At 58.6% G+C, this 19,309-nt stretch carries 20 protein-coding genes and 1 other RNA gene; 14 read left to right on the top strand and 7 right to left on the bottom strand.

What is annotated here, in order from left to right:
* Positions 1-76 precede the first annotated feature (76 nt).
* The 4 genes from hupB to ABLV04_RS25100 all read left to right on the top strand — a co-directional run bounded on the left by hupB (position 77) and on the right by ABLV04_RS25100 (position 3,468).
* Entirely contained in the window at positions 77-349 is a 273-nt protein-coding gene (gene hupB / locus ABLV04_RS25115) for a nucleoid-associated protein HU-beta (protein WP_002444653.1), read from the top strand.
* Positions 350-563: 214 nt separating this feature from the next.
* The gene (gene ppiD / locus ABLV04_RS25110) at positions 564-2,438 is read left to right on the top strand and encodes a peptidylprolyl isomerase (protein ID WP_180266058.1); all 1,875 of its coding nucleotides are present in this window, start codon (positions 564-566) and stop codon (positions 2,436-2,438) included.
* A 148-nt stretch (positions 2,439-2,586) separates the two neighbouring features.
* Complete coding sequence (locus tag ABLV04_RS25105) at positions 2,587-2,955, top strand: helix-hairpin-helix domain-containing protein (RefSeq protein ID WP_048334171.1); 369 nt, start codon at positions 2,587-2,589, stop codon at positions 2,953-2,955.
* 111 nt (positions 2,956-3,066) lie between these two features.
* Positions 3,067-3,468: a YbgC/FadM family acyl-CoA thioesterase gene (locus ABLV04_RS25100; protein WP_023288617.1), complete on the top strand. Its 402-nt coding sequence runs from the start codon at positions 3,067-3,069 to the stop codon at positions 3,466-3,468.
* A 128-nt stretch (positions 3,469-3,596) separates the two neighbouring features.
* Here ABLV04_RS25100 and queC read toward each other — a convergent pair whose 3' ends face one another.
* Both queC and ABLV04_RS25090 read right to left on the bottom strand, forming a co-directional pair.
* Positions 3,597-4,298: a 7-cyano-7-deazaguanine synthase QueC gene (queC, locus tag ABLV04_RS25095; RefSeq protein ID WP_147733608.1), complete on the bottom strand. Its 702-nt coding sequence runs from the start codon at positions 4,296-4,298 to the stop codon at positions 3,597-3,599.
* A gap of 66 nt (positions 4,299-4,364) precedes the next feature.
* The gene (locus ABLV04_RS25090; RefSeq protein ID WP_048296861.1) at positions 4,365-6,062 is read right to left on the bottom strand and encodes an SgrR family transcriptional regulator; all 1,698 of its coding nucleotides are present in this window, start codon (positions 6,060-6,062) and stop codon (positions 4,365-4,367) included.
* Between the two features lie 127 nt (positions 6,063-6,189).
* Here ABLV04_RS25090 and cof point away from each other — a divergent pair, with 127 nt between their 5' ends.
* Positions 6,190-7,008 carry an HMP-PP phosphatase gene (gene cof, locus ABLV04_RS25085; RefSeq protein ID WP_044521268.1) on the top strand — a complete coding sequence of 273 codons (819 nt, stop codon included), beginning with the start codon at positions 6,190-6,192 and terminating at the stop codon, positions 7,006-7,008.
* Positions 7,009-7,052: 44 nt separating this feature from the next.
* Here the strand turns inward: cof and ABLV04_RS25080 are convergent, their stop codons facing one another.
* On the bottom strand, positions 7,053-8,105 hold the full coding sequence (locus ABLV04_RS25080; RefSeq protein ID WP_180266059.1) for a PLP-dependent cysteine synthase family protein: 1,053 nt from the start codon (positions 8,103-8,105) through the stop codon (positions 7,053-7,055).
* A 115-nt stretch (positions 8,106-8,220) separates the two neighbouring features.
* Between ABLV04_RS25080 and ABLV04_RS25075 the strand changes: the two genes are divergently transcribed.
* The 5 genes from ABLV04_RS25075 (at position 8,221) to amtB (ending at position 14,168) form a co-directional block, all read left to right on the top strand.
* Complete coding sequence (locus ABLV04_RS25075; RefSeq protein WP_048296864.1) at positions 8,221-8,679, top strand: Lrp/AsnC family transcriptional regulator; 459 nt, start codon at positions 8,221-8,223, stop codon at positions 8,677-8,679.
* 43 nt (positions 8,680-8,722) lie between these two features.
* A complete protein-coding gene (locus ABLV04_RS25070; protein WP_023288622.1) occupies positions 8,723-10,495 on the top strand; it encodes a SmdA family multidrug ABC transporter permease/ATP-binding protein in 1,773 nt (590 codons plus the stop codon).
* Positions 10,488-12,266, top strand: a complete 1,779-nt coding sequence (locus ABLV04_RS25065) for a SmdB family multidrug efflux ABC transporter permease/ATP-binding protein (RefSeq protein ID WP_064157825.1) — start codon at positions 10,488-10,490, stop codon at positions 12,264-12,266. Before ABLV04_RS25070 ends, ABLV04_RS25065 begins: the two co-directional genes overlap by 8 nt.
* Positions 12,267-12,509: 243 nt before the next feature.
* Positions 12,510-12,848 (top strand): P-II family nitrogen regulator, encoded by a 339-nt coding sequence (gene glnK / locus ABLV04_RS25060; RefSeq protein WP_002891893.1) that lies wholly within the window; start codon positions 12,510-12,512, stop codon positions 12,846-12,848.
* Between the two features lie 33 nt (positions 12,849-12,881).
* Positions 12,882-14,168: an ammonium transporter AmtB gene (gene amtB / locus ABLV04_RS25055; RefSeq protein ID WP_004204781.1), complete on the top strand. Its 1,287-nt coding sequence runs from the start codon at positions 12,882-12,884 to the stop codon at positions 14,166-14,168.
* Positions 14,169-14,219: 51 nt separating this feature from the next.
* On the opposite strand, the gene tesB is transcribed toward amtB, so the two are convergent.
* The gene (gene tesB, locus ABLV04_RS25050) at positions 14,220-15,083 is read right to left on the bottom strand and encodes an acyl-CoA thioesterase II (RefSeq protein ID WP_023288624.1); all 864 of its coding nucleotides are present in this window, start codon (positions 15,081-15,083) and stop codon (positions 14,220-14,222) included.
* 216 nt (positions 15,084-15,299) lie between these two features.
* Between tesB and ABLV04_RS25045 the strand changes: the two genes are divergently transcribed.
* On the top strand, positions 15,300-15,791 hold the full coding sequence (locus tag ABLV04_RS25045) for a YbaY family lipoprotein (RefSeq protein WP_023288625.1): 492 nt from the start codon (positions 15,300-15,302) through the stop codon (positions 15,789-15,791).
* A gap of 37 nt (positions 15,792-15,828) precedes the next feature.
* On the opposite strand, the gene ABLV04_RS25040 is transcribed toward ABLV04_RS25045, so the two are convergent.
* Positions 15,829-16,140, bottom strand: coding sequence for an MGMT family protein (locus tag ABLV04_RS25040; RefSeq protein WP_023288626.1), 312 nt, complete (start codon positions 16,138-16,140; stop codon positions 15,829-15,831).
* A 65-nt stretch (positions 16,141-16,205) separates the two neighbouring features.
* Positions 16,206-16,613, bottom strand: a complete 408-nt coding sequence (locus ABLV04_RS25035) for a hypothetical protein (protein WP_017898905.1) — start codon at positions 16,611-16,613, stop codon at positions 16,206-16,208.
* Positions 16,614-16,854: 241 nt separating this feature from the next.
* Between ABLV04_RS25035 and ffs the strand changes: the two genes are divergently transcribed.
* The 3 genes from ffs to ABLV04_RS25020 all read left to right on the top strand — a co-directional run bounded on the left by ffs (position 16,855) and on the right by ABLV04_RS25020 (position 17,730).
* An RNA gene (gene ffs, locus ABLV04_RS25030) (signal recognition particle sRNA small type) lies at positions 16,855-16,951 on the top strand.
* A gap of 309 nt (positions 16,952-17,260) precedes the next feature.
* Positions 17,261-17,518, top strand: a complete 258-nt coding sequence (locus ABLV04_RS25025; protein WP_023288627.1) for a hypothetical protein — start codon at positions 17,261-17,263, stop codon at positions 17,516-17,518.
* Positions 17,515-17,730 (top strand): hypothetical protein, encoded by a 216-nt coding sequence (locus tag ABLV04_RS25020; protein ID WP_004142688.1) that lies wholly within the window; start codon positions 17,515-17,517, stop codon positions 17,728-17,730. The genes ABLV04_RS25025 and ABLV04_RS25020 overlap by 4 nt, the downstream gene beginning before the upstream one ends.
* A gap of 134 nt (positions 17,731-17,864) precedes the next feature.
* Here ABLV04_RS25020 and ABLV04_RS25015 read toward each other — a convergent pair whose 3' ends face one another.
* On the bottom strand, positions 17,865-19,292 hold the full coding sequence (locus tag ABLV04_RS25015; protein WP_032453861.1) for a PLP-dependent aminotransferase family protein: 1,428 nt from the start codon (positions 19,290-19,292) through the stop codon (positions 17,865-17,867).
* Positions 19,293-19,309: the final 17 nt, after the last annotated feature.

Below are 19,309 nucleotides of genomic sequence, written 5' to 3'. Positions count from 1 at the left end.
TCCTGATATAACTGCTGCGCGGTCGCACTATGAAGGACTCTGGTGCGATATAAATTATAAAGAGAGGAAGAGAACAGTGAATAAATCTCAACTGATTGACAAAATTGCTGCGGGTGCGGACATTTCTAAAGCTGCAGCTGGACGTGCGTTAGATGCTTTAATCGCTTCTGTTACTGAATCTCTGCAGGCTGGGGATGACGTTGCGCTGGTAGGTTTCGGTACCTTTGCTGTTAAAGAACGTGCCGCCCGTACTGGTCGCAACCCACAAACAGGTAAAGAAATTACTATCGCTGCCGCAAAAGTGCCGGGCTTCCGTGCTGGTAAAGCGCTGAAAGACGCGGTGAACTGATCGGCTTTCCCGTCAGGGAATGTGACGAAGTACAAGGGCGCATCGTGAGATGTGCCTTTTTTATTGCCTTTTCAGACCACTTTATGTGTGTTTATCGCCACTTGTGGGCTGACAATCACCCTGTTTTCTTGTCAAAATACGTCCTCACGCGCGGCGGCCATCACGTGCTATGCTGCGCGAGCTAAAGTCATCTACAGCGGAGCGTTGTTACACCATGATGGACAACCTACGCACGGCCGCCAACAGCGTCGTGCTCAAGATTATTTTCGGTATCATTATCGTCTCGTTCATTTTGACCGGGGTGAGTGGTTACCTGATTGGCGGTGGCAAAAACTATGCCGCAAAAGTGAATGGCCAGGAGATTGGCCGTGGGCAGTTTGAAAACGCCGTCGCCAGCGAACGTAACCGTATGCAGCAGCAGCTTGGCGACCAGTTCTCCGAGCTGGCGGCGAACGAAAACTACATGAAAACCATGCGCCAGCAGGTGCTGAACCGCCTGATCGATGAGTCGCTTCTGGATCAGTATGCCCGCGAGCTGGGCCTCAGCATCAGCGATGAGCAGGTGAAGCAGGCGATCTTCCAGACCCAGGCGTTCCAGACGAACGGTAAGTTCGACAACCAGCGTTTCAGCGGTATTGTCGCCCAGATGGGAATGACCACCGATCAGTACGCCCAGGCGCTGCGTAACCAGCTGACCACGCAGCAGCTGATTAACGCCATTGCGGGTACCGACTTCATGCTGCCGGGCGAGTCCGATCAGCTGGCGGCGCTGGTGTCTCAGCAGCGTGTCGTCCGCGAAGCGACCATCAACGTCAACGCCCTGGCGGCAAAACAGACCGCCAGCGATGAGGAAATCAACGCTTTCTGGCAGCAGAATCAGGCCCGTTTTATGGCGCCGGAGCAGTTCCGCGTGAGCTACATCAAGATGGATGCCGCCAGCATGCAGGAAAACGCCTCTGACGAAGAAATCCAGTCATGGTATGACCAGCATAAAGATCAGTTCACTCAGCCGCAGCGTAATCGCTACAGCGTGATTCAGACTAAAACTGAAGCCGACGCGAAAGCGGTGCTGGCCGAGCTGCAAAAAGGCGCTGATTTCGCCACGCTGGCAAAAGAAAAATCGACCGATATTATCTCTGCCCGCAACGGCGGCGATATGGGGTGGATGGAAGATGCCTCTACCGTGCCTGAGCTGAAAGAGGCCGGCCTGAAAGAGAAAGGCCAGCTCTCCGGGGTGATCAAATCCTCGGTTGGCTTCCTGGTGGCCCGTCTGGACGACGTCCAGCCGGCGCAGGTCAAACCGCTGGCTGACGTGCGCAATGACATTGCGGCGAAAGTGAAGCAGGAGAAAGCGCTGGATGCTTACTATGCGCTGCAACAGAAGGTGAGCGATGCGGCCAGCAACGATAATGAATCGCTGGCGGGCGCGGCGCAGGTCGCCGGAGTGCAGGTGGTGGAAACCGGCTGGTTTGGCCGCGATAACCTGCCGGAAGAGCTGAACTTTAAACCGGTCGCTGACGCTATCTTCAACGGCGGTCTGGTCGGTGTGAACGGCGCGCCGGGCAGCAACTCTGACATCATTACCGTTGATGGCGATCGCGCTTTTGTTCTGCGTATCAGCGAGCACAAAGCCGAGGCGGTGAAACCGCTGGCCGAAGTGAAGGCGCAGGTCAGCGATATCGTTAAGCACAATAAAGCGGAACAGCAGGCGAAGCTGGATGCCGATAAGCTGCTGGCGGCGCTGAAAGACGGCAAAGGCGATGAGGCGATGAAGGCGGCTGGCCTGAGCTTTGGCGCGCCGCAGACGCTTTCCCGTACCGGCCAGGATCCGCTGAGCCAGCTGGCATTCACTCTGCCGCTGCCGCAGCAGGGCAAACCGGTCTATGGCGTTGGCAGCAACATGCGAGGCGATGTGGTGCTGGTGGCGCTGGATGAAGTGAAAGCAGGCAGCATGCCGGAAGAGCAGAAGAAGGCTATGGTTCAGGGGATTACCCAGAACAATGCCCAAATCGCTTTCGAAGCGCTGATGAGCAACCTGCGCAAGGCGGCGAAAATTAAGCTGGGCGACAGCATCGACCAGCAGCAGTAATTTCGCGTCGTTTCGCAAAAATACGCAACACCATGTAATCCTCAGGGGCCGCTTTCGCGGCCCTTTCCATTTCTGTGATTTGCCTTTTGTCGGCCATCCGCACTGACGCTATCGTAGCCTTGCTGTCTACACACAAGGAGATATCAGCATGAAATATGGAATAAAAGCACTGATGGCCGCGGGCGTTCTGGTTTTCGCGGTAGGCGCACAGGGCGCGCTGGCCGCCCCCGCCAGCGGCAAAGCGGTGGTAACCAAAGAGCATGTCCCGGGGTCCTCTTCGGCGAAAGCGAAAGCGGAACCCGGCGAGGCCGACAACGGGGCGACCAAAGTCAGCATTAACCACGCCAGCGCCGAGCAGCTGGCGCAGGCTCTGAATGGCGTGGGGTTGAAAAAAGCCCAGGCGATTGTCAGCTACCGTGAGGAGTACGGGCCGTTTAAAACCCTTGATGACCTGAAGCAGGTCCCGGGGATGGGCAGTGCGCTGGTGGAGCGGAATTTAGCCCATCTAACGCTGTAAATTTTATGCCAGCGCTTGCACAGCGGTGATTTTTTGCCAGGATAAAGAGGTTGCATTAAGTGGTGTGACCTCTTACCTCACAAACAACAATAACAGAAAGGCATTGATGCTATGCAAACACAAATTAAAGTTCGCGGCTATCATCTGGACGTCTACCAGCATGTGAATAACGCACGCTACCTGGAGTTCCTTGAGGAGGCCCGCTGGGATGGTCTGGAAAATAGCCCGGCGTTTCAGTGGATGACCGAGAAAAACATCGCCTTCGTGGTGGTGAATATTAATATCAACTACCGCCGTCCGGCGGTCCTGGGCGATGTGCTGACGGTGAGCAGCAAACTGGAGCAACTCAACGGCAAAAGCGGCACGCTCAGCCAGGTGGTCACCCTCAACCCCAATGGCGAGGTGGTGGCCGATGCGCTGATCACCTTCGTCTGTATTGATTTGAAAACCCAGAAGGCGCTGCCGCTGGAAGGGGAACTGCGTGAGAAACTCGACCAGATGAACTTGCGCTGACAACCGTCGCGTGCGTGCCGGGCGGTGGCGCGCCTCGACCTCCGGAAGGTGATGAACCCCTTGCCCCGGTATGCGTAGCGCCACCGGGGAATTTGAACTGAAGCTTCGGGCAGATACCTCTTCGGAGGCTATGCCTGTGTCAAGCCGGTTTTTTGCTTCATCGCCGCCATTACCCCGACCTTATCGGCCAGATACTGGTTGAGCCCGTTAGCGCGCAGGTTGCAGGCGGCGCACTGGCCGCAGCCATCGCCCTTAATGCCGTTGTAGCAGGTGAGGGTTTCCCGGCGCACCAGATCCAGCTGACCCCAGTAGTCGGCCAGCGCCCAGGTCTCGGCTTTGTTCAGCCACATCAGCGGGGTTTCAAAGCGAATGTCTTTCGCCATCCCAAGGCTGACGGCGTGGTGCAGCGCTTTGACAAACTCATCGCGGCAGTCCGGGTAGCCGGAGAAATCGGTCTCGCACACGCCGGTGATGATAGCCTCGGCTTTTACCTGATAGGCGTAGATTGCCGTCAGGGTTAAAAACAGAATATTGCGCCCCGGGACAAAAGTATTGGGAATGCCCTCGGCATCAGGCTGATAGTCCGGTACCGGAATGTTATCGCGGGTCAGGCTGCTGACCGCCAGTTCATTGAGCAGGGTAACGTCCAGCACTTTATGCGCGACGGCGCCAAGTTTCAGGGCGAGTTCGCGCGCAACGTCGATTTCCGCGCGGTGGCGTTGGCCATAATCAAAAGTGACGCAATGCACTTCATCATACTGTTGCAGAGCCTGCACCAGACAGGTGGTTGAATCTTGTCCTCCGCTGAAGACAACTACGGCGCGTTTCATGGCAATTCCTGACTTAATGAGTAAAGGCGATATGGTAGCGCCAGACGCCCGCCACCACCAGCTCTCTCACGTCGACGCCGGCAGCCAGGCGCTGGCGAAGTCGAACCAGCCGCGGGCGTTGAGGCGCAAGCCATTGACACCCGGCGGGGCGCTGATCCGATAGTTGTATTTAAACAGCGGCGTCATGATGGCGTCTTCCATCAGGTTGTTGAATACGTTGCGCAGCGCATCGTTGCGGCTGCGGGCTTCCGGCTGCGCCTGTACCGCGTCTAATGTCGCCTGCAGATGGGCATATTGCGCCCCGGTCAGCAAATTGGGCCACAGCATATCGCAGCGCAGCCACTGCTCCAGGGCATACTCTGGCGCTTCGCCGATCAGGCGGTCGCCCATCATCAGGTCGGCCTGCCCCAGATGCTGGCAGCCCTCCCAGTTTTTGGCGTCATGAAACAGAAGCGTCAGCTCGCAGCCCAGCACAGCCAGCCGCTGTCTCAGCTGTTCGGCCATGGCGTGGAGTTCGACCGGCAGATGGTAGAGCAGCGTGAGCCTGGCCGGCAGCGGCACCGCGCTGTTTTCCGGCCCCTGCGGGATGGACCATCCCGGCAACACCTCATGGCTTGGCGTAATCAGATCCTCGTCGAGCGGCAGCGTTTCCAGCAACGATGAGCGGTGAATTATCGATACCAGCCGCTGGGCCTGCGCTTTGCTAAGCCGAGGGCTGTGACGCAGGGTCAGATAGCAGAAGCCAAGACTGATGCTGTTGCTGACCTGGCGCAGGTTATGGAGCTCTTCGCGATCGCCAATCGTGATCTGCACCGGGTGGCGGCAGCTGGTCCCGAGATCGCGATCGAAGAGCTGGGGGGTGATCCAGTACTCCACCGCCTGGATCAGCGGATGCCGCAGATGGTAGCGGGGATGGTTCTCCAGGCGGACGAGTTCCGGACTAAACCGCTTCAGGCGGAACGGTCCGCAGCCGATGGCCGGATCGTCAGGATGGGCCAGCACGCTGCAATAGCTGGCGAGGCGGAACGGCAGCCAGTAGTCAGGACGATGCAGCGTGATGGTGAGGCACTGGGCGTGAGTGACATCGATGCGGCTGATGCTGGCGAAGAGGGTCCGCAAGGCGGGCAGATCCAGCAGCAGCAGTAAGCGCTGCCGCAGCTGTGCGGTTTCCACCGCATCGCCGTTGTGCCAGCACAGCGTGGAGCGGATATAAAACTGCCAGCGCAGGCCGTCAGGGGAGACCTGCCAGTGGTGCGCCAGATCGCCGATCGGCATAGTGTCGCCTTCGTCGAAGCGCGTCAGCCCGGCATAGATCTGCCCGGCCAGATGCTGCTCGGCGCGTCCGGGCAGAAAGCCGGGGCGTAGCGGCTCCAGCGGGCGATAGTATGGAATACGCAGCGTCGGGGTATTGTTTTGCCACTGACCGCCCAGAAAGGGGTGGAGCAGGGCTTTCAGCTCCACCGGGGCCAGCTGCGCCAGCTCCAGCGCGTTTTGCTGCTGACCTTTATGCAGCGCCAGCTCCATCATCTCATTGCGCAGACGTTCCGGCGTTTTATAAAAAGAGAGCAGTCCGCGCTTGCCGCGCCCGGAGCGGGCCTGCCAGCTTAACCATCCGGCCTCTTGCGCCTGACGCAGCAGGGTACGGACATGGCGTTCGCTGCAAAAACAGCGTTCCGCCAGTTCGCCGACGGTGACCTGCTGCGGCGCCCCGGCTGAGGGTTGCCACAGCCGCTGGTACTGATTTAAACGGTGTAAGAGTCGCATAAGCGCTGTCGTCCACCGGGCCGTAATAAACCCGGAACAATTTATATTATCTATTCACTATTACTTCCGTATATCCCAGGTGATACTGCAGCACAAGCGAAGCCCATCACACATTGGGGAAAACACCATGGCAAAACTGGCAGCATTTGATATGGACGGCACCTTGCTGATGCCGGACCATCGTCTCGGAGAAAAGACGCTCACCGCGCTGAAACGGCTGCGGGAACGCGATATCACCCTGACGTTCGCCACCGGCCGCCATGCGCTGGAGATGCACCATGTGATGGGTGAGTTTTCCCTGGACGCCTTTCTGATCACGGGCAACGGGACGCGCATCCACTCGCTGGAAGGGGAGGAGCTGTACCGTCAGGATCTCAATCCCGAGGTAGCGGAAGAAGTGCTGCATAGTCGATGGGATACCCGGGCCAGCATGCACGTGTTTAATGACGGCGGTTGGTTCACCGGCCAGGCAAGGCCTGAGCTGCTGAAGGCGCATGTCTTTAGCGGGTTTCGCTATCAACTGTGCGATCCGAAACGTATGTCGGCGCATCATGTCACTAAGATCTGCTTCTGCGGCGATCATGACGATCTGCGCCGCCTGCGGATCCAACTGAATGAGGCGCTGGGCCAGCGCGCGTTTCTCTGCTTCTCGGCGATGGACTGTCTGGAAGTGCTGCCGGTTGGCTGCAATAAAGGCGCGGCGCTGGCGAGGCTGAGCCAGCACCTGGGCCTCACCCTACAGGAGTGCATGGCCTTCGGCGATGCGATGAACGATCGCGAGATGCTTCGCAGCGTCGGGCGGGGGTTCATCATGGGCAACGCGATGCCGCAGCTGAAAGCCGAGCTGCCGCATCTCCCGGTTATCGGCGACTGCCGGCATCAGGCGGTCTCCCATTTTTTAACGCATTGGCTGGATAATCCTGATCTTCCTTATTCCCCCGAATAGAGAGACCCTTCCAGCAAGCCAGATAGCATTCTATCTGGCTTTTTTTATGTTCTGCCGACCAGCCGGGCGAGCTCCGCCTGCCAGGGGGTGATATCGCCGATGTTGGCCGCCACCCACTGTGGGTTGTAATAGCTTTCCAGATAACGCTCGCCGCTGTCGCACAGCAGGGTCACGAGGGAACCCGTGCGTCCTTCCTCGCGCATCCGCGCGGCCAGCTGCAGCACCCCCCACATATTGGTTCCGGTCGAGGCGCCGACTTTCCGTCCAAGCTGCGTTTCCAGCCACAAAGCAGTGGCCACGCTTGCCGCATCCGGCACGCGCAGCATCTCATCGACAACGTCGGGAATAAACGATGGTTCGACCCGCGGTCGGCCGATGCCTTCAATTTTGCTGCCGACCGGGCTGCGCAGGCTGGCGTCGCGTGTCTGCCAGTAATCGAGGAACACCGAATTTTGCGGGTCGACAACCATCAGCTGCGTCTCGTAGCCCTGGCTGCGAATATAGCGGCCAATGGTCGCTGAGGTGCCGCCGGTGCCGGCGCTCATCACGATCCACGATGGCTGCGGGTGCGGCTCATGGCTCATCTGGCGGAAAATACTGTCGGCGATATTATTATTGCCGCGCCAGTCGGTGGCCCGCTCGGCGAAGGTAAACTGATCCATATAGTGACCGTTCAGCTCGCGCGCCAGCGTTTCGGAAGCCGCATAGATTTCGCAGGCGTTCTGCACAAAATGGCAGCGTCCGCCGTAGAACTCGATCTGTTCGATTTTGCGTCTGGCGGTGCAGGAGGGCATCACGGCGATAAACGGCAGCCCCAGCAGGCGGGCGAAATAGGCTTCAGAAACCGCGGTCGAACCCGAAGACGATTCGATAATCGTGGTGCCTTCTTTGATCCAGCCGTTGCACAGGCCATAGAGAAACAGCGACCGCGCCAGACGGTGTTTAAGGCTACCGGTCGGATGCGTACTTTCATCCTTCAGATAAATCGGGATCCCGGGAAAACCAGGCAGCGCCAGGCGAATCAGGTGTGTATCGGCGGAACGCTGATAGTCGGCGTTAATTTCACTAATGGCGTGTTTTACCCAGGCGCTATTCATCTCGGATTCCTGTTTGTCATTTAGTGCCCAGCTTAGCGGATTGTGCGGGAAAAATTGTTGCTATTTAGCCTTTCAATTACAATTGCGGGAGTAAATTATTCTCTCTGGTGGCCCTATGTTAGATAAAATTGACCGTAAGCTGCTGGCGCTGCTGCAGGAAGATTGTACCCTCTCTTTGCAGGCGCTGGCTGATGCCGTTAATCTGACCACGACCCCTTGCTGGAAACGCCTGAAACGACTCGAGGATGACGGTATTCTCCGCGGGCGCGTCGCCTTACTGGATGCGGAAAAGGTGGGGCTGGGGCTGACGGCGTTTGTCCTGATCAAGACCCAACATCACAGCAGCGACTGGTATTGCCATTTTGTGAGCGAAGTGACGCAGATGGCTGAAGTGCTCGGCTTCTGGCGGATGGCGGGGGAGTATGACTATCTGCTGCGGGTACAGGTGGCCGATATGAAGCGCTATGACGACTTTTATAAACGTTTGGTGAACAGCGTGCCGGGGCTGTCGGATGTCACTTCGAGTTTTGCCATGGAACAGATAAAATACACCACCGCCTTGCCTGTCGAATAACGGTATTGCGCCGTAACCCATAACAAAATCAGGATCTTACTGCTTGCGATTATTTGCACAACTCAGCTGGTATTTCCGCCGGGAGTGGCGCCGCTATCTTGGCGCCATTGCCCTGCTGGCCATTATTGCCGTCCTGCAGCTTGTTCCGCCGAAGGTGGTGGGCATTGTGGTCGACGGCGTGACGCAACAACATTACACCGCGGAGAAGGTGTGGATGTGGATCGGCGCGCTGGTGCTGATCGCGGTGATGGTTTACCTGCTGCGCTATGTCTGGCGCGTGCTGCTGTTCGGCGCCTCTTACCAGCTGGCGGTTGAACTGCGGGAAGACTTTTACCGGCAGCTGAGCCGCCAGCATCCGGCGTTCTATTTGCGCCATCGTACCGGGGATCTGATCGCCCGCGCCACCAACGACGTGGACCGGGTGGTGTTTGCCGCCGGTGAAGGGGTGTTAACCCTGGTGGATTCCCTGGTGATGGGCTGTGCGGTGTTGATTGTGATGTCGACGCAGATTAGCTGGCAGCTCACCCTGCTGGCGCTGCTGCCGATGCCGCTGATGGCCCTGGCGATCAAACGCAACGGCGATGCCCTTCACGAACGTTTTCGCGTTGCCCAGGCGGCCTTTTCCAGCCTCAACGATCGCACGCAGGAGAGCCTGACCAGCATCCGCATGATTAAGGCGTTCGGGCTGGAGGATCGCCAGTCGGCGCAGTTTGCCGCCGATGCGGCCGATACCGGAGCGAAAAATATGCGCGTGGCGCGCATTGACGCTCGCTTCGACCCTACTATCTATATCGCCATCGGGGCGGCGAATCTGCTGGCCATCGGCGGCGGCAGCTGGATGGTGATCCACGGTAGCCTGACGCTGGGTCAGCTCACCAGCTTTGTGATGTACCTTGGTCTGATGATCTGGCCGATGCTGGCGCTGGCGTGGATGTTTAACATCGTGGAGCGCGGTAGCGCGGCCTATGGTCGTATTCGCACCATGCTCGAAGAGGCGCCGGCGGTGGACGACGGGACCGAGACGGTACCGGCTGGCCGCGGCGTCCTGCAGGTCGCTATCCGCGATTTCATCTATCCGCAGGCGAGCAAGCCTTCGCTGGAACAGGTTAATTTTACCCTGCAGCCGGGGCAAATGCTGGGCATCTGCGGGCCGACGGGCGCTGGCAAAAGCACCATTCTGGCCCTGCTGCAGCGCCATTTTGACGTCACCAGCGGCGAGATCCGCTTTCACGATCTGCCGCTACCGCGTCTGCAGCTCGACAGCTGGCGCGAACGGCTGGCGGTGGTCAATCAGACGCCGTTTTTATTCTCCGATACCGTCGCTAATAATATCGCGCTGGGAAAACCGGACGCGACGCCGGAACAGATTGAGCGGGTGGCGCGGCTGGCCAGCGTGCATGACGACATTCTGCGTCTGCCCCAGGGGTACGATACCGAAGTGGGCGAGCGCGGCGTGATGCTCTCCGGCGGCCAGAAACAGCGCATCTCGATTGCCCGCGCCCTGCTGCTGGAGGCCGAAATTCTGATCCTTGATGATGCTTTATCCGCGGTGGATGGCCGCACCGAACACCAGATCCTGCATAACCTGCGTCAGTGGGGAGAGGGGCGGACGGTGATCATCAGCGCCCACCGCCTGTCGGCGCTGACTGAGGCCAGCGAAATCCTGGTGCTGCAGCATGGGCATGTCGCCCAGCGCGGCCGCCATGAGGCGCTGGCGGTGCAGCCCGGCTGGTACCGCGACATGTATCGGTATCAGCAGCTGGAAGCCGCGCTCGACGAGGTTCCCCAGGAGCAAGAGGAGGCCCTGGATGCGTAGCTTTACCGAACTCTGGCCGACGCTTAGACGCCTGCTGGCCTATGGTTCACCGTGGCGTAAGCCGCTGGCCATCGCGGTGGCGATGATGTGGATCGCGGCGGCGGCGGAGGTGAGCGGCCCGCTGCTTATCAGCTATTTCATTGACAATATGGTGGCGAAACAGACTCTGCCGCTGAAGCTGGTGGCAGGCCTGGCGGCAGCCTATATCGGTCTGCAGCTGCTGGCGGCGCTACTGCATTATAACCAGTCGCTGCTGTTTAACCGCGCCGCGGTCGGCGTGGTCCAGCAGTTACGCAGCGATGTGATGGATGCCGCCCTGCATCAGCCGCTCAGCGAGTTTGATACTCAGCCGGTCGGGCAGCTGATCTCACGCGTGACCAACGATACCGAAGTCATTCGTGACCTGTATGTGACGGTAGTGGCGACGGTGCTCCGCAGCGCGGCGCTGATTGGCGCGATGCTGGTGGCGATGTTTAGCCTCGACTGGCGGATGGCGCTGGTGGCGATCGCGATTTTCCCGGCGGTGCTGATCGTGATGATCATTTATCAGCGCTATAGCACGCCGATCGTGCGCCGGGTGCGCGCCTGGCTTGCCGACATCAACGATGGCTTTAACGAAGTGATCAACGGCATGGGGGTCATCCAGCAGTTCCGCCAGCAGGCGCGCTTTGGCGAACGGATGCGCGAGGCCAGCTACGCCCACTACCTGGCGCGGATGCAGACGCTGCGCCTGGACGGTTTTCTGCTGCGTCCGCTGCTGAGCCTCTTTTCCTCGCTGGTGCTGTGCGGGCTGCTGATGCTGTTCGGCTTTAGCGCGGCGGGCACGATTGAGGTCGGGGTGCTGTACGCGTTTATCAGCTATCTCGGACGCCTCAACGAGCCGCTCATTGAGCTGACCACCCAGCAGTCGATGCTGCAGCAGGCGGTGGTCGCTGGCGAACGCGTTTTCGAACTGATGGACCGTCCGCGCCAGGCGTGGGGCGCCGATGACGCGCCGCTGAGCAGCGGTCGGGTGGAAATCGACCATCTCTCCTTTGCCTACCGCGGGGATCGTCTGGTCCTCCAGGATATCACGCTGGATATACCTTCCCGCAGTTTTGTGGCGCTGGTCGGGCATACCGGCAGTGGGAAGAGTACCCTCGCCAGTCTGATGATGGGCTATTACCCGTTAACCCACGGGGAGATCCGTATCGATGGCCGGCCGCTCTCTTCTCTCAGCCACAGCGCGTTGCGTCGGGGCATCGCGATGGTGCAACAGGATCCGGTGGTGCTGGCGGATACCTTCTACGCCAACGTCGCGCTGGGCCGGGACATCAGCGAAACACAGGTCTGGGAAGCGCTGGAGGCGGTGCAGCTGGCGGCGGTGGCGCGCAGCATGAGCGACGGCCTGTATACCCAGCTGGGCGAGCAGGGCAATAATCTCTCCGTCGGACAGAAGCAGCTGCTGGCGCTGGCGCGCGTGCTGGTGGAGACCCCGCAGGTTCTGATTCTGGATGAGGCGACGGCGAACATCGACTCCGGCACCGAGCAGGCGATCCAGCAGGCGCTGGCGAAGGTTCGCCAGCATACCACTCTGGTGGTCATTGCCCATCGCCTGTCGACCATCGTTGAGGCGGATACCATTCTGGTCCTGCATCGCGGTCAGGCCGTCGAGCGGGGCAACCATCAGCAACTGCTGGCGGCGAAAGGCCGCTACTGGCAGATGTATCAGCTACAGCTGGCTGGTGAAGAGCTGGCGGCCAGCGCCAGAGAAGAGTCGCTCAGCGCCTGATGCACCACCAGCAGGCAGCGAAGGCGGGTCGGCCTGTCGTGGTGCAAAAACGTTACATCAAATGCACCGCCGTGGTGCATTTTTGCTCGTTAAACGCCTTTACGCAGGCTAATGCCTGACCTCTCGCCTGTTTTTTGCCATCAAAGGGCCGCTCAGCGGCCTTTTTTCATTTCTGGCATAGCCCTTGCTTTATATCCATCGTGTTAGCTGCGGCCATTACCGAATACTGACTGGAGGGGACTTATGAAGCTGGTTACCGTGGTAATCAAACCATTCAAACTGGAAGACGTGCGTGAAGCCTTGTCTTCCATCGGCATTCAGGGCCTGACGGTCACTGAAGTCAAAGGATTTGGCCGTCAGAAAGGTCATGCGGAGCTCTACCGCGGCGCCGAGTATAGCGTCAACTTTCTGCCAAAAGTGAAGATTGATGTGGCGATCGCCGACGATCAGCTGGATGAAGTTATCGATGTCATCAGCAAAGCGGCTTACACCGGAAAAATTGGCGACGGCAAAATTTTTGTCGCTGAATTGCAGCGCGTCATTCGCATCCGTACCGGCGAAGCTGACGAAGCGGCACTGTAATTTCCAGACCACACAGTGATGGGGAACGAAACAATGAAAATGGCAACAATGAAATCGGGTCTGGGGGCGTTAGCCCTTCTTCCGGGGCTGGCGATGGCCGCGCCTGCGGTGGCGGACAAAGCCGATAATGCGTTTATGATGATTTGCACCGCGCTGGTTCTGTTTATGACTATCCCGGGGATTGCGCTGTTTTACGGCGGGCTGATCCGCGGTAAGAACGTTCTTTCCATGCTGACGCAGGTGATTGTCACCTTTGGCCTCGTCTGCGTACTGTGGGTCATTTATGGCTATACCCTGGCCTTCGGCACCGGCGGCAGCTTCTTCGGCAGCTTTGACTGGGTAATGCTGAAAAATATTGAACTGAAAGCGCTGATGGGCACCTTCTATCAGTATATCCACGTCGCCTTCCAGGGCTCGTTCGCCTGCATCACCGTCGGGCTGATCGTCGGCGCGCTGGCTGAACGTATCCGTTTCTCCGCGGTGCTGATTTTCGTGGTGGTGTGGATGACGCTCTCCTACGTGCCGATTGCGCATATGGTCTGGGGCGGCGGTCTGCTGGCGACCCATGGCGCGCTGGATTTCGCCGGCGGCACCGTTGTGCACATCAACGCCGCGGTCGCCGGGCTGGTGGGCGCCTATATGATGGGCAAACGCGTGGGCTTCGGCAAAGAAGCGTTCAAACCGCATAACCTGCCGATGGTGTTCACCGGCACCGCTATCCTCTATGTGGGCTGGTTCGGCTTCAACGCCGGCTCTGCCAGCGCAGCGAATGAAATCGCGGCCCTGGCGTTCGTTAACACCGTCGTGGCGACCGCCGCGGCTATCCTGGCGTGGACCTTTGGCGAATGGGCTCTGCGCGGCAAACCTTCACTGCTGGGCGCCTGCTCCGGGGCAATTGCCGGTCTGGTTGGCGTTACGCCGGCGTGTGGTTATATCGGTGTCGGCGGCGCGCTGATCGTCGGTATCGCCTCTGGCCTGGCGGGCATCTGGGGCGTGACTGCGCTGAAACGCTGGCTGCGTGTGGATGACCCTTGCGACGTCTTCGGCGTCCACGGCGTCTGCGGCATCGTCGGCTGCATCCTGACCGGTATCTTCGCGGCGACGTCTCTGGGCGGCGTCGGTTATGCGGAAGGCGTCACCATGGGCCATCAGCTGCTGGTGCAGCTGGAAAGTATCGGCATTACCGTGGTCTGGTCCGGCGTCGTCGCTTTCATCGGCTACAAAGTGGCGGATATGACCGTAGGGCTGCGCGTACCGGAAGAGCAGGAGCGCGAAGGGCTGGACGTCAACAGCCATGGCGAAAACGCCTACAACGCCTGACAGAAAACCCTTCTCCATGTAGCAAAAAGCCTCCCGTCAGGGAGGCTTTTTTTATGCGTTGCGGTTGCGCATCACCCCTTCCTGGACCGTTGAGGCAACCAGCGTGCCATCCTGCGTGTAAAACTCGCCGCGAACGAAGCCGCGGGCGCTGGAGGCCGAGGTGCTTTCAACGCTGTACAGCAGCCACTCATTGATATTAAACGGCCGATGGAACCACATTGAGTGGTCGATGGTGGCGACCTGCATGCCGGGCTCAAGGAAACCAACGCCGTGCGGCTGCAGCGCCACCGGCAGGAAGTTAAAGTCCGAGGCATAGCCCAGCAGATACTGATGAATGCGCAGATCGTCGGGAACGGCGCCGTTGGCGCGCAGCCAGACCTGGCGCGCCGGCTCGGCGATATGGCCTTTCATTGGGTTATGAAATTCCACCGGGCGGATCTCCAGCGGCTTATCGCAGAGGAATTTGTCTTTCACCTGCGGCGGCAGGAGATGCGCCAGCTTGCGGGCGATGTCGGTTTCCGAAGGCAGTCCGTCAGGGGAGGGGGCGGCCGGCATCGCTTTCTGATGCTCATAGCCGTGCTCTGGCGCCTGGAAGGAGGCGGTCATATAGAAGATCGGCTTCCCGTTCTGGATGGCGGCGACCCGGCGGGCGCTAAAGCTGTTGCCGTCGCGCAGGACCTCCACATCGTAGACGATCGGTTTTTGACTGTCGCCGGGGCGCAGAAAGTAGCTGTGAAACGAATGCACCAGACGTTCAACGGGCACGGTCTCTTTTGCGGCATACAGCGCCTGGCCCACCACCTGGCCGCCAAAAACCTGGCGCAATCCCAGGTCTTCGCTCTGTCCACGGAACAACCCTTCCTCAATTTTTTCCAGATCTAATAATGCCAGCAGGTTAGAGAGTGCCTGACTCATACTTATCCTCAATTAACAATGGCGGCGCCGTGCGCGTAATGTGGCAAAGTATAACCTGGAATCGCAAGTGGTCCGATGGGTGTAATAATCTGAATAACAACCGGTCAACAGGAAGAAATCTGAGATCTGTGCCACACTTATTGACGACACGAAAGTTCCTGCCGGCGAAGCGGCGGAACATCCTCCTGGGTATAAAGGGATGATAAGGAGAACATCATGAAATTTGCCTATATGTTTAGTGCCTTAGCCGTCGCCGCGACGCTGACCGCCTGTGCTAATCACCACTCCACCAGTTCTTCCGCTCAGGCAGCCGCACCCGACCCTTACGGTATTGCGACGCTGAGCGTGGCGCAGCAGCAGCCGAGCGTCACGGGGACGATTAATATCCGCCAGAGAATCGCATTACCGCCGGATGCGGTGCTGACGGTGACCCTGTCGGATGCTTCTCTGGCAGATGCGCCAGCCCGCGTATTGTCGCAAAAAGCGGTGCGTACCGAAGGCAAGCAGGCGCCATTTAACTTTGCCCTGCCTTACAACCCGGCAGATATTCAACCGAACGCCCGCATTCTGTTGAGCGCAGCGATTACGGTTAATGGCCAGCTGATGTTCATTACCGATACCGTGCAGACGGTGATCAATCAGGGGGGCACCCATGCCGACCTGACGCTGGTTCCGGTTCAGCAGACCGCCGTACCTGTCGCACAGTAAGCTCGATGAGCCCCCGGATGGGGGCTTTTTTTTGTCTTCAGTAAACCCAGCGATAGTGCTGGAGATCGATATGGCCGCTGCCGGAGACCTGTACCCCTTCGGCCAGCAATGCCTGACGCTGCCGCTGCAGATCGGGGCCGGTGAGGGAGATATCGCCATGGCGATTGACCACCCGATGCCAGGGCAGAGTGGACCCTTCCGGCAGACGCTTCAGCACACCGCCCACCTGGCGCGCCGCGCGCGGAGAACCGGCCAGCCTGGCGACATCGCCATAGGTCGTGACATACCCTTCCGGTATTGACGCCACAATGTGCCAGACACGTTGGGGAAATGTATCGAGCGGATCCATATTCAGTCCTGTTACCCGAAAAACGCCAGCATAAGCGCTGATCTGCAGGCTGTACAGCCTGCAGATCAGGCGGGCTGTTCGACGGTGAACGTCAGGGCCAGGCCGAGGATCTGCATGCCATGGACATTGTCGGAAGGTGAACTGGCGATGAGGCTCTCCAGGAATTTTAACCGCTGCGAGGTGGCGTTGATGATCAGCTTCGCACGCAGGCCCGGCATGGTCAGCGACGAGATGGGGTAGACCACCCGACCGCTGATGTAGACCGGTAGCTTGCGCAGTTCCACCTGACGCAGCACGCCGACGGTGGAATAGAGCAGCGCCAGCGGCGTGACCGCCCGCACCGGCGCCTGACTGATAGTCACGAAGTCGAGCATTTTTTCCGGGCGCAGATAATTCACCCCCTGAAAGGCGATGGTCATCCCTTCAATGGCGGGTAAAGGCAGAGTGATGGTCTGTGGTGATGAGTCAGTCATTCGATTACCGTAGAGACAATGCGCTGATGATAAAAGAGAACATAAGGTGGATAAGTATGGTGGATATCCCGACTGTGTGCTGAGCGCACGCTCTCACTCTCACAGATTGAGCGTGAGTGACTGGTTTTATTCGCGTTATTGCGCAATAAACCAGCAGGCAGTCGGGGCGCGCTTGCAATTCACCAGGTCAGCAGGGATAATGCGCCAGCGCGTTGGGTAACAACGCTCTCAATGGGGGCTCTGTTGGTTCTCCCGCAACGCTACTCTGTTTACCAGGTCAGGTCCGGAAGGAAGCAGCCAGAGCAGACGACGTGTGTGCCGGGATGTAGCTGGCAGGGCCCCCACCCATTTCGCCCTCATGATATATCCCTTATATTTTCCCGGTCTTTATTCCTGCTATATTTAATACCTGATACAGATCACATATTATTTTTTGTTGCTAAAACAACCCGTTTTTATTCCATAATATTGACTTGTCATAAATCTGAAATGCTACTGCAATATTAATGTCATTTTCGTGTCATAAACAAAGCGCATCTTATTGCTGGGAATTTGTTGCCAGATCCATGCTATAAAATATATCTCTGGATCAGCATGTTAACTTCGTGTATTAATTATGATGATTTTATTGCACGGGAAGCGTAGCTATGACCACAGTGGTTTTGAATGTAAAAATTGACGCTGAGTTAAAAGAGAAGTTGCGTCATTATGCGGAAGTGAATAACGAGAACCTGGGTACGGCAACGGAAAAGCTGCTGCAGCTGGCTTTTCAGCTGGAGGCATCAGCAGGTGAGGCGGGGGTGACGGAAGAGGACATTGACAGCCAGCATACCGAAGAGGAAGCGACGCCATTAACCCCTAAAGAAATCAAAGCATTAAGAAAACTTCTGAAGAAGAAAAAATGAAACAACAATTCTCTACAGCCAGCAACTATAGCGAAGCCTGCGATATGTTGCGCTCAGGATACGTAAAACACGTTCGCCTGAACTGGAATATCGGTAGTGATGAGTTCTTTCGCATTGCCTCCGACTGGTGTGACACCGGCGCTAAAATTAAAAAAGATGAAGATGGCTTTATTATTTCCCTGAAAGGGTTTCCTATTCCGCGCCAGCATTAATGAAATTGCCTTATTTCCGTCACCGGGTTGCCATAACCAGATGGCAGGATACTCAGGCAATTTTATAAAAACATCTCATATACCTCATGGATGACGGACTTTTGACGGGCTGAAGCCAGCCCGTCGATATTTTCTTATATTATTTTCCGCAAACGCGTATTTTCCCGCTGTTCTGCAAGGCTATGCCACAATGGTTGTAGCGTGGAGAAGGCCTGGCGCAATGCTTCGTCCGGCAAGGTAAACGGCAGACGTAAATAGCGATCGAACGCGCCCTCCAGACCAAACCGCGTCCCGGTGCCGATATGGATCCCCTGGCTTTCCGCCCGCGCAGAGAACAGGGTGGCCAGCATGTCAGGGAGTTCCACCCAAAAAGAGAGTCCGCCTTCCGGTGGCGTAAAGCGCCAGCGGGGAAAATACTCTTTCATCAGCACTTCGCACATGTCCCGGCGCGCCTGCAGCATTTCCCGTCGCGGCGGCAGCAGCGTGGCGGCGTTTGCCAGCAGCCAGCTGCAGGCCAACTGCTCCAGCAGCGGCGTACCCAGGTCCAGAGAGTCGCGGGCCTGAATCAGCGAGGCGATCGTTCGCGCGCTGGCGCGGATCCAGCCGATGCGCAGTCCCCCCCAGAAACTTTTCCCGGCCGAACCGATAGTGATCACCGCGGCGTCGGGATTAAAGCAGGCCAGCGGCGGCGGGGGCGGGGCGTTATACCAGAGGTCGACCATGGTCTCATCGATCACCAGCGTTGTTCGCGTCCTGGCCGCGATGTCCGCGACCCGCTGGCGGGTAGGGGCATCCATACAGCGCCCGGTAGGGTTGTGAAAATCCGGCATCAGCCATGCCAGACGCGGCGCGGTCTGCGCAATGGTCGCCGCTAATCCATCACAGTCCCATCCCTGCTGGGGGAGTGCGACCCCGACGGGCCGGCAGGAGGCGCCCTGAATGGCGCTGATGGCCATTGGATAGGTCGGGGCGTCAATGACCACCCGGTCACCGGGGCCGGTGAACAGACGCAGGATCAGCGCGAAGGCGCTGAGCGCGCCGTTGACCACCATCACTTCATCGGGCCGCGTCGGCAGGCCACGTTCGCTGTAGCGCCGGGCAATCGCCTCCCGCAGCACCGGGAGCCCCTGCTGATCGTAGCCGGTCTGGGTGAGATAGGGCGGCAGCAGGGTCATGGCGTGCTGGAAGGCCTGATGGACCTCCGGACCGGCGCTGAGGGCAGCGGTAGAGAGATTGATCGTCGAGGGGGTCGCAGAGGGCGGCGGCAGATCGGCAGGGCGTTCCGGCAGGACAATGCGCGACCCGCTCCCCTGGCGGCTATGGAGAAACCCCTCCTCCCGCAGTTGGCCGAGGGCGCTGGCGATGGTCGTCCGGCTGACGTTGAGGGCTGCCGCCAGCTCGCGCTCGCCGGGCAGGCGCGTCTGTAGCGTCAGACGGCCATCGAGGATCAGCAGGCGGAGCGCTTCCGCCAGCTGGCGCCATAGCGGTGTGCGGGAACTGGACTCCTGCCAGTTGCCAAGCAGGCGTACCAGGGACTGTGTTCCAAAGCGTCGGGCTGACATAGCGATCCACTTTTCCA

Origin of the sequence: Klebsiella sp. JN_Kp127 (assembly GCF_040062505.1) — a bacterium.
GTDB lineage: Bacteria > Pseudomonadota > Gammaproteobacteria > Enterobacterales > Enterobacteriaceae > Klebsiella > Klebsiella quasipneumoniae.
The sequence above is the reverse complement of the archived record's forward strand: the minus strand, read 5'-3'. Positions and strand labels throughout refer to the sequence as shown.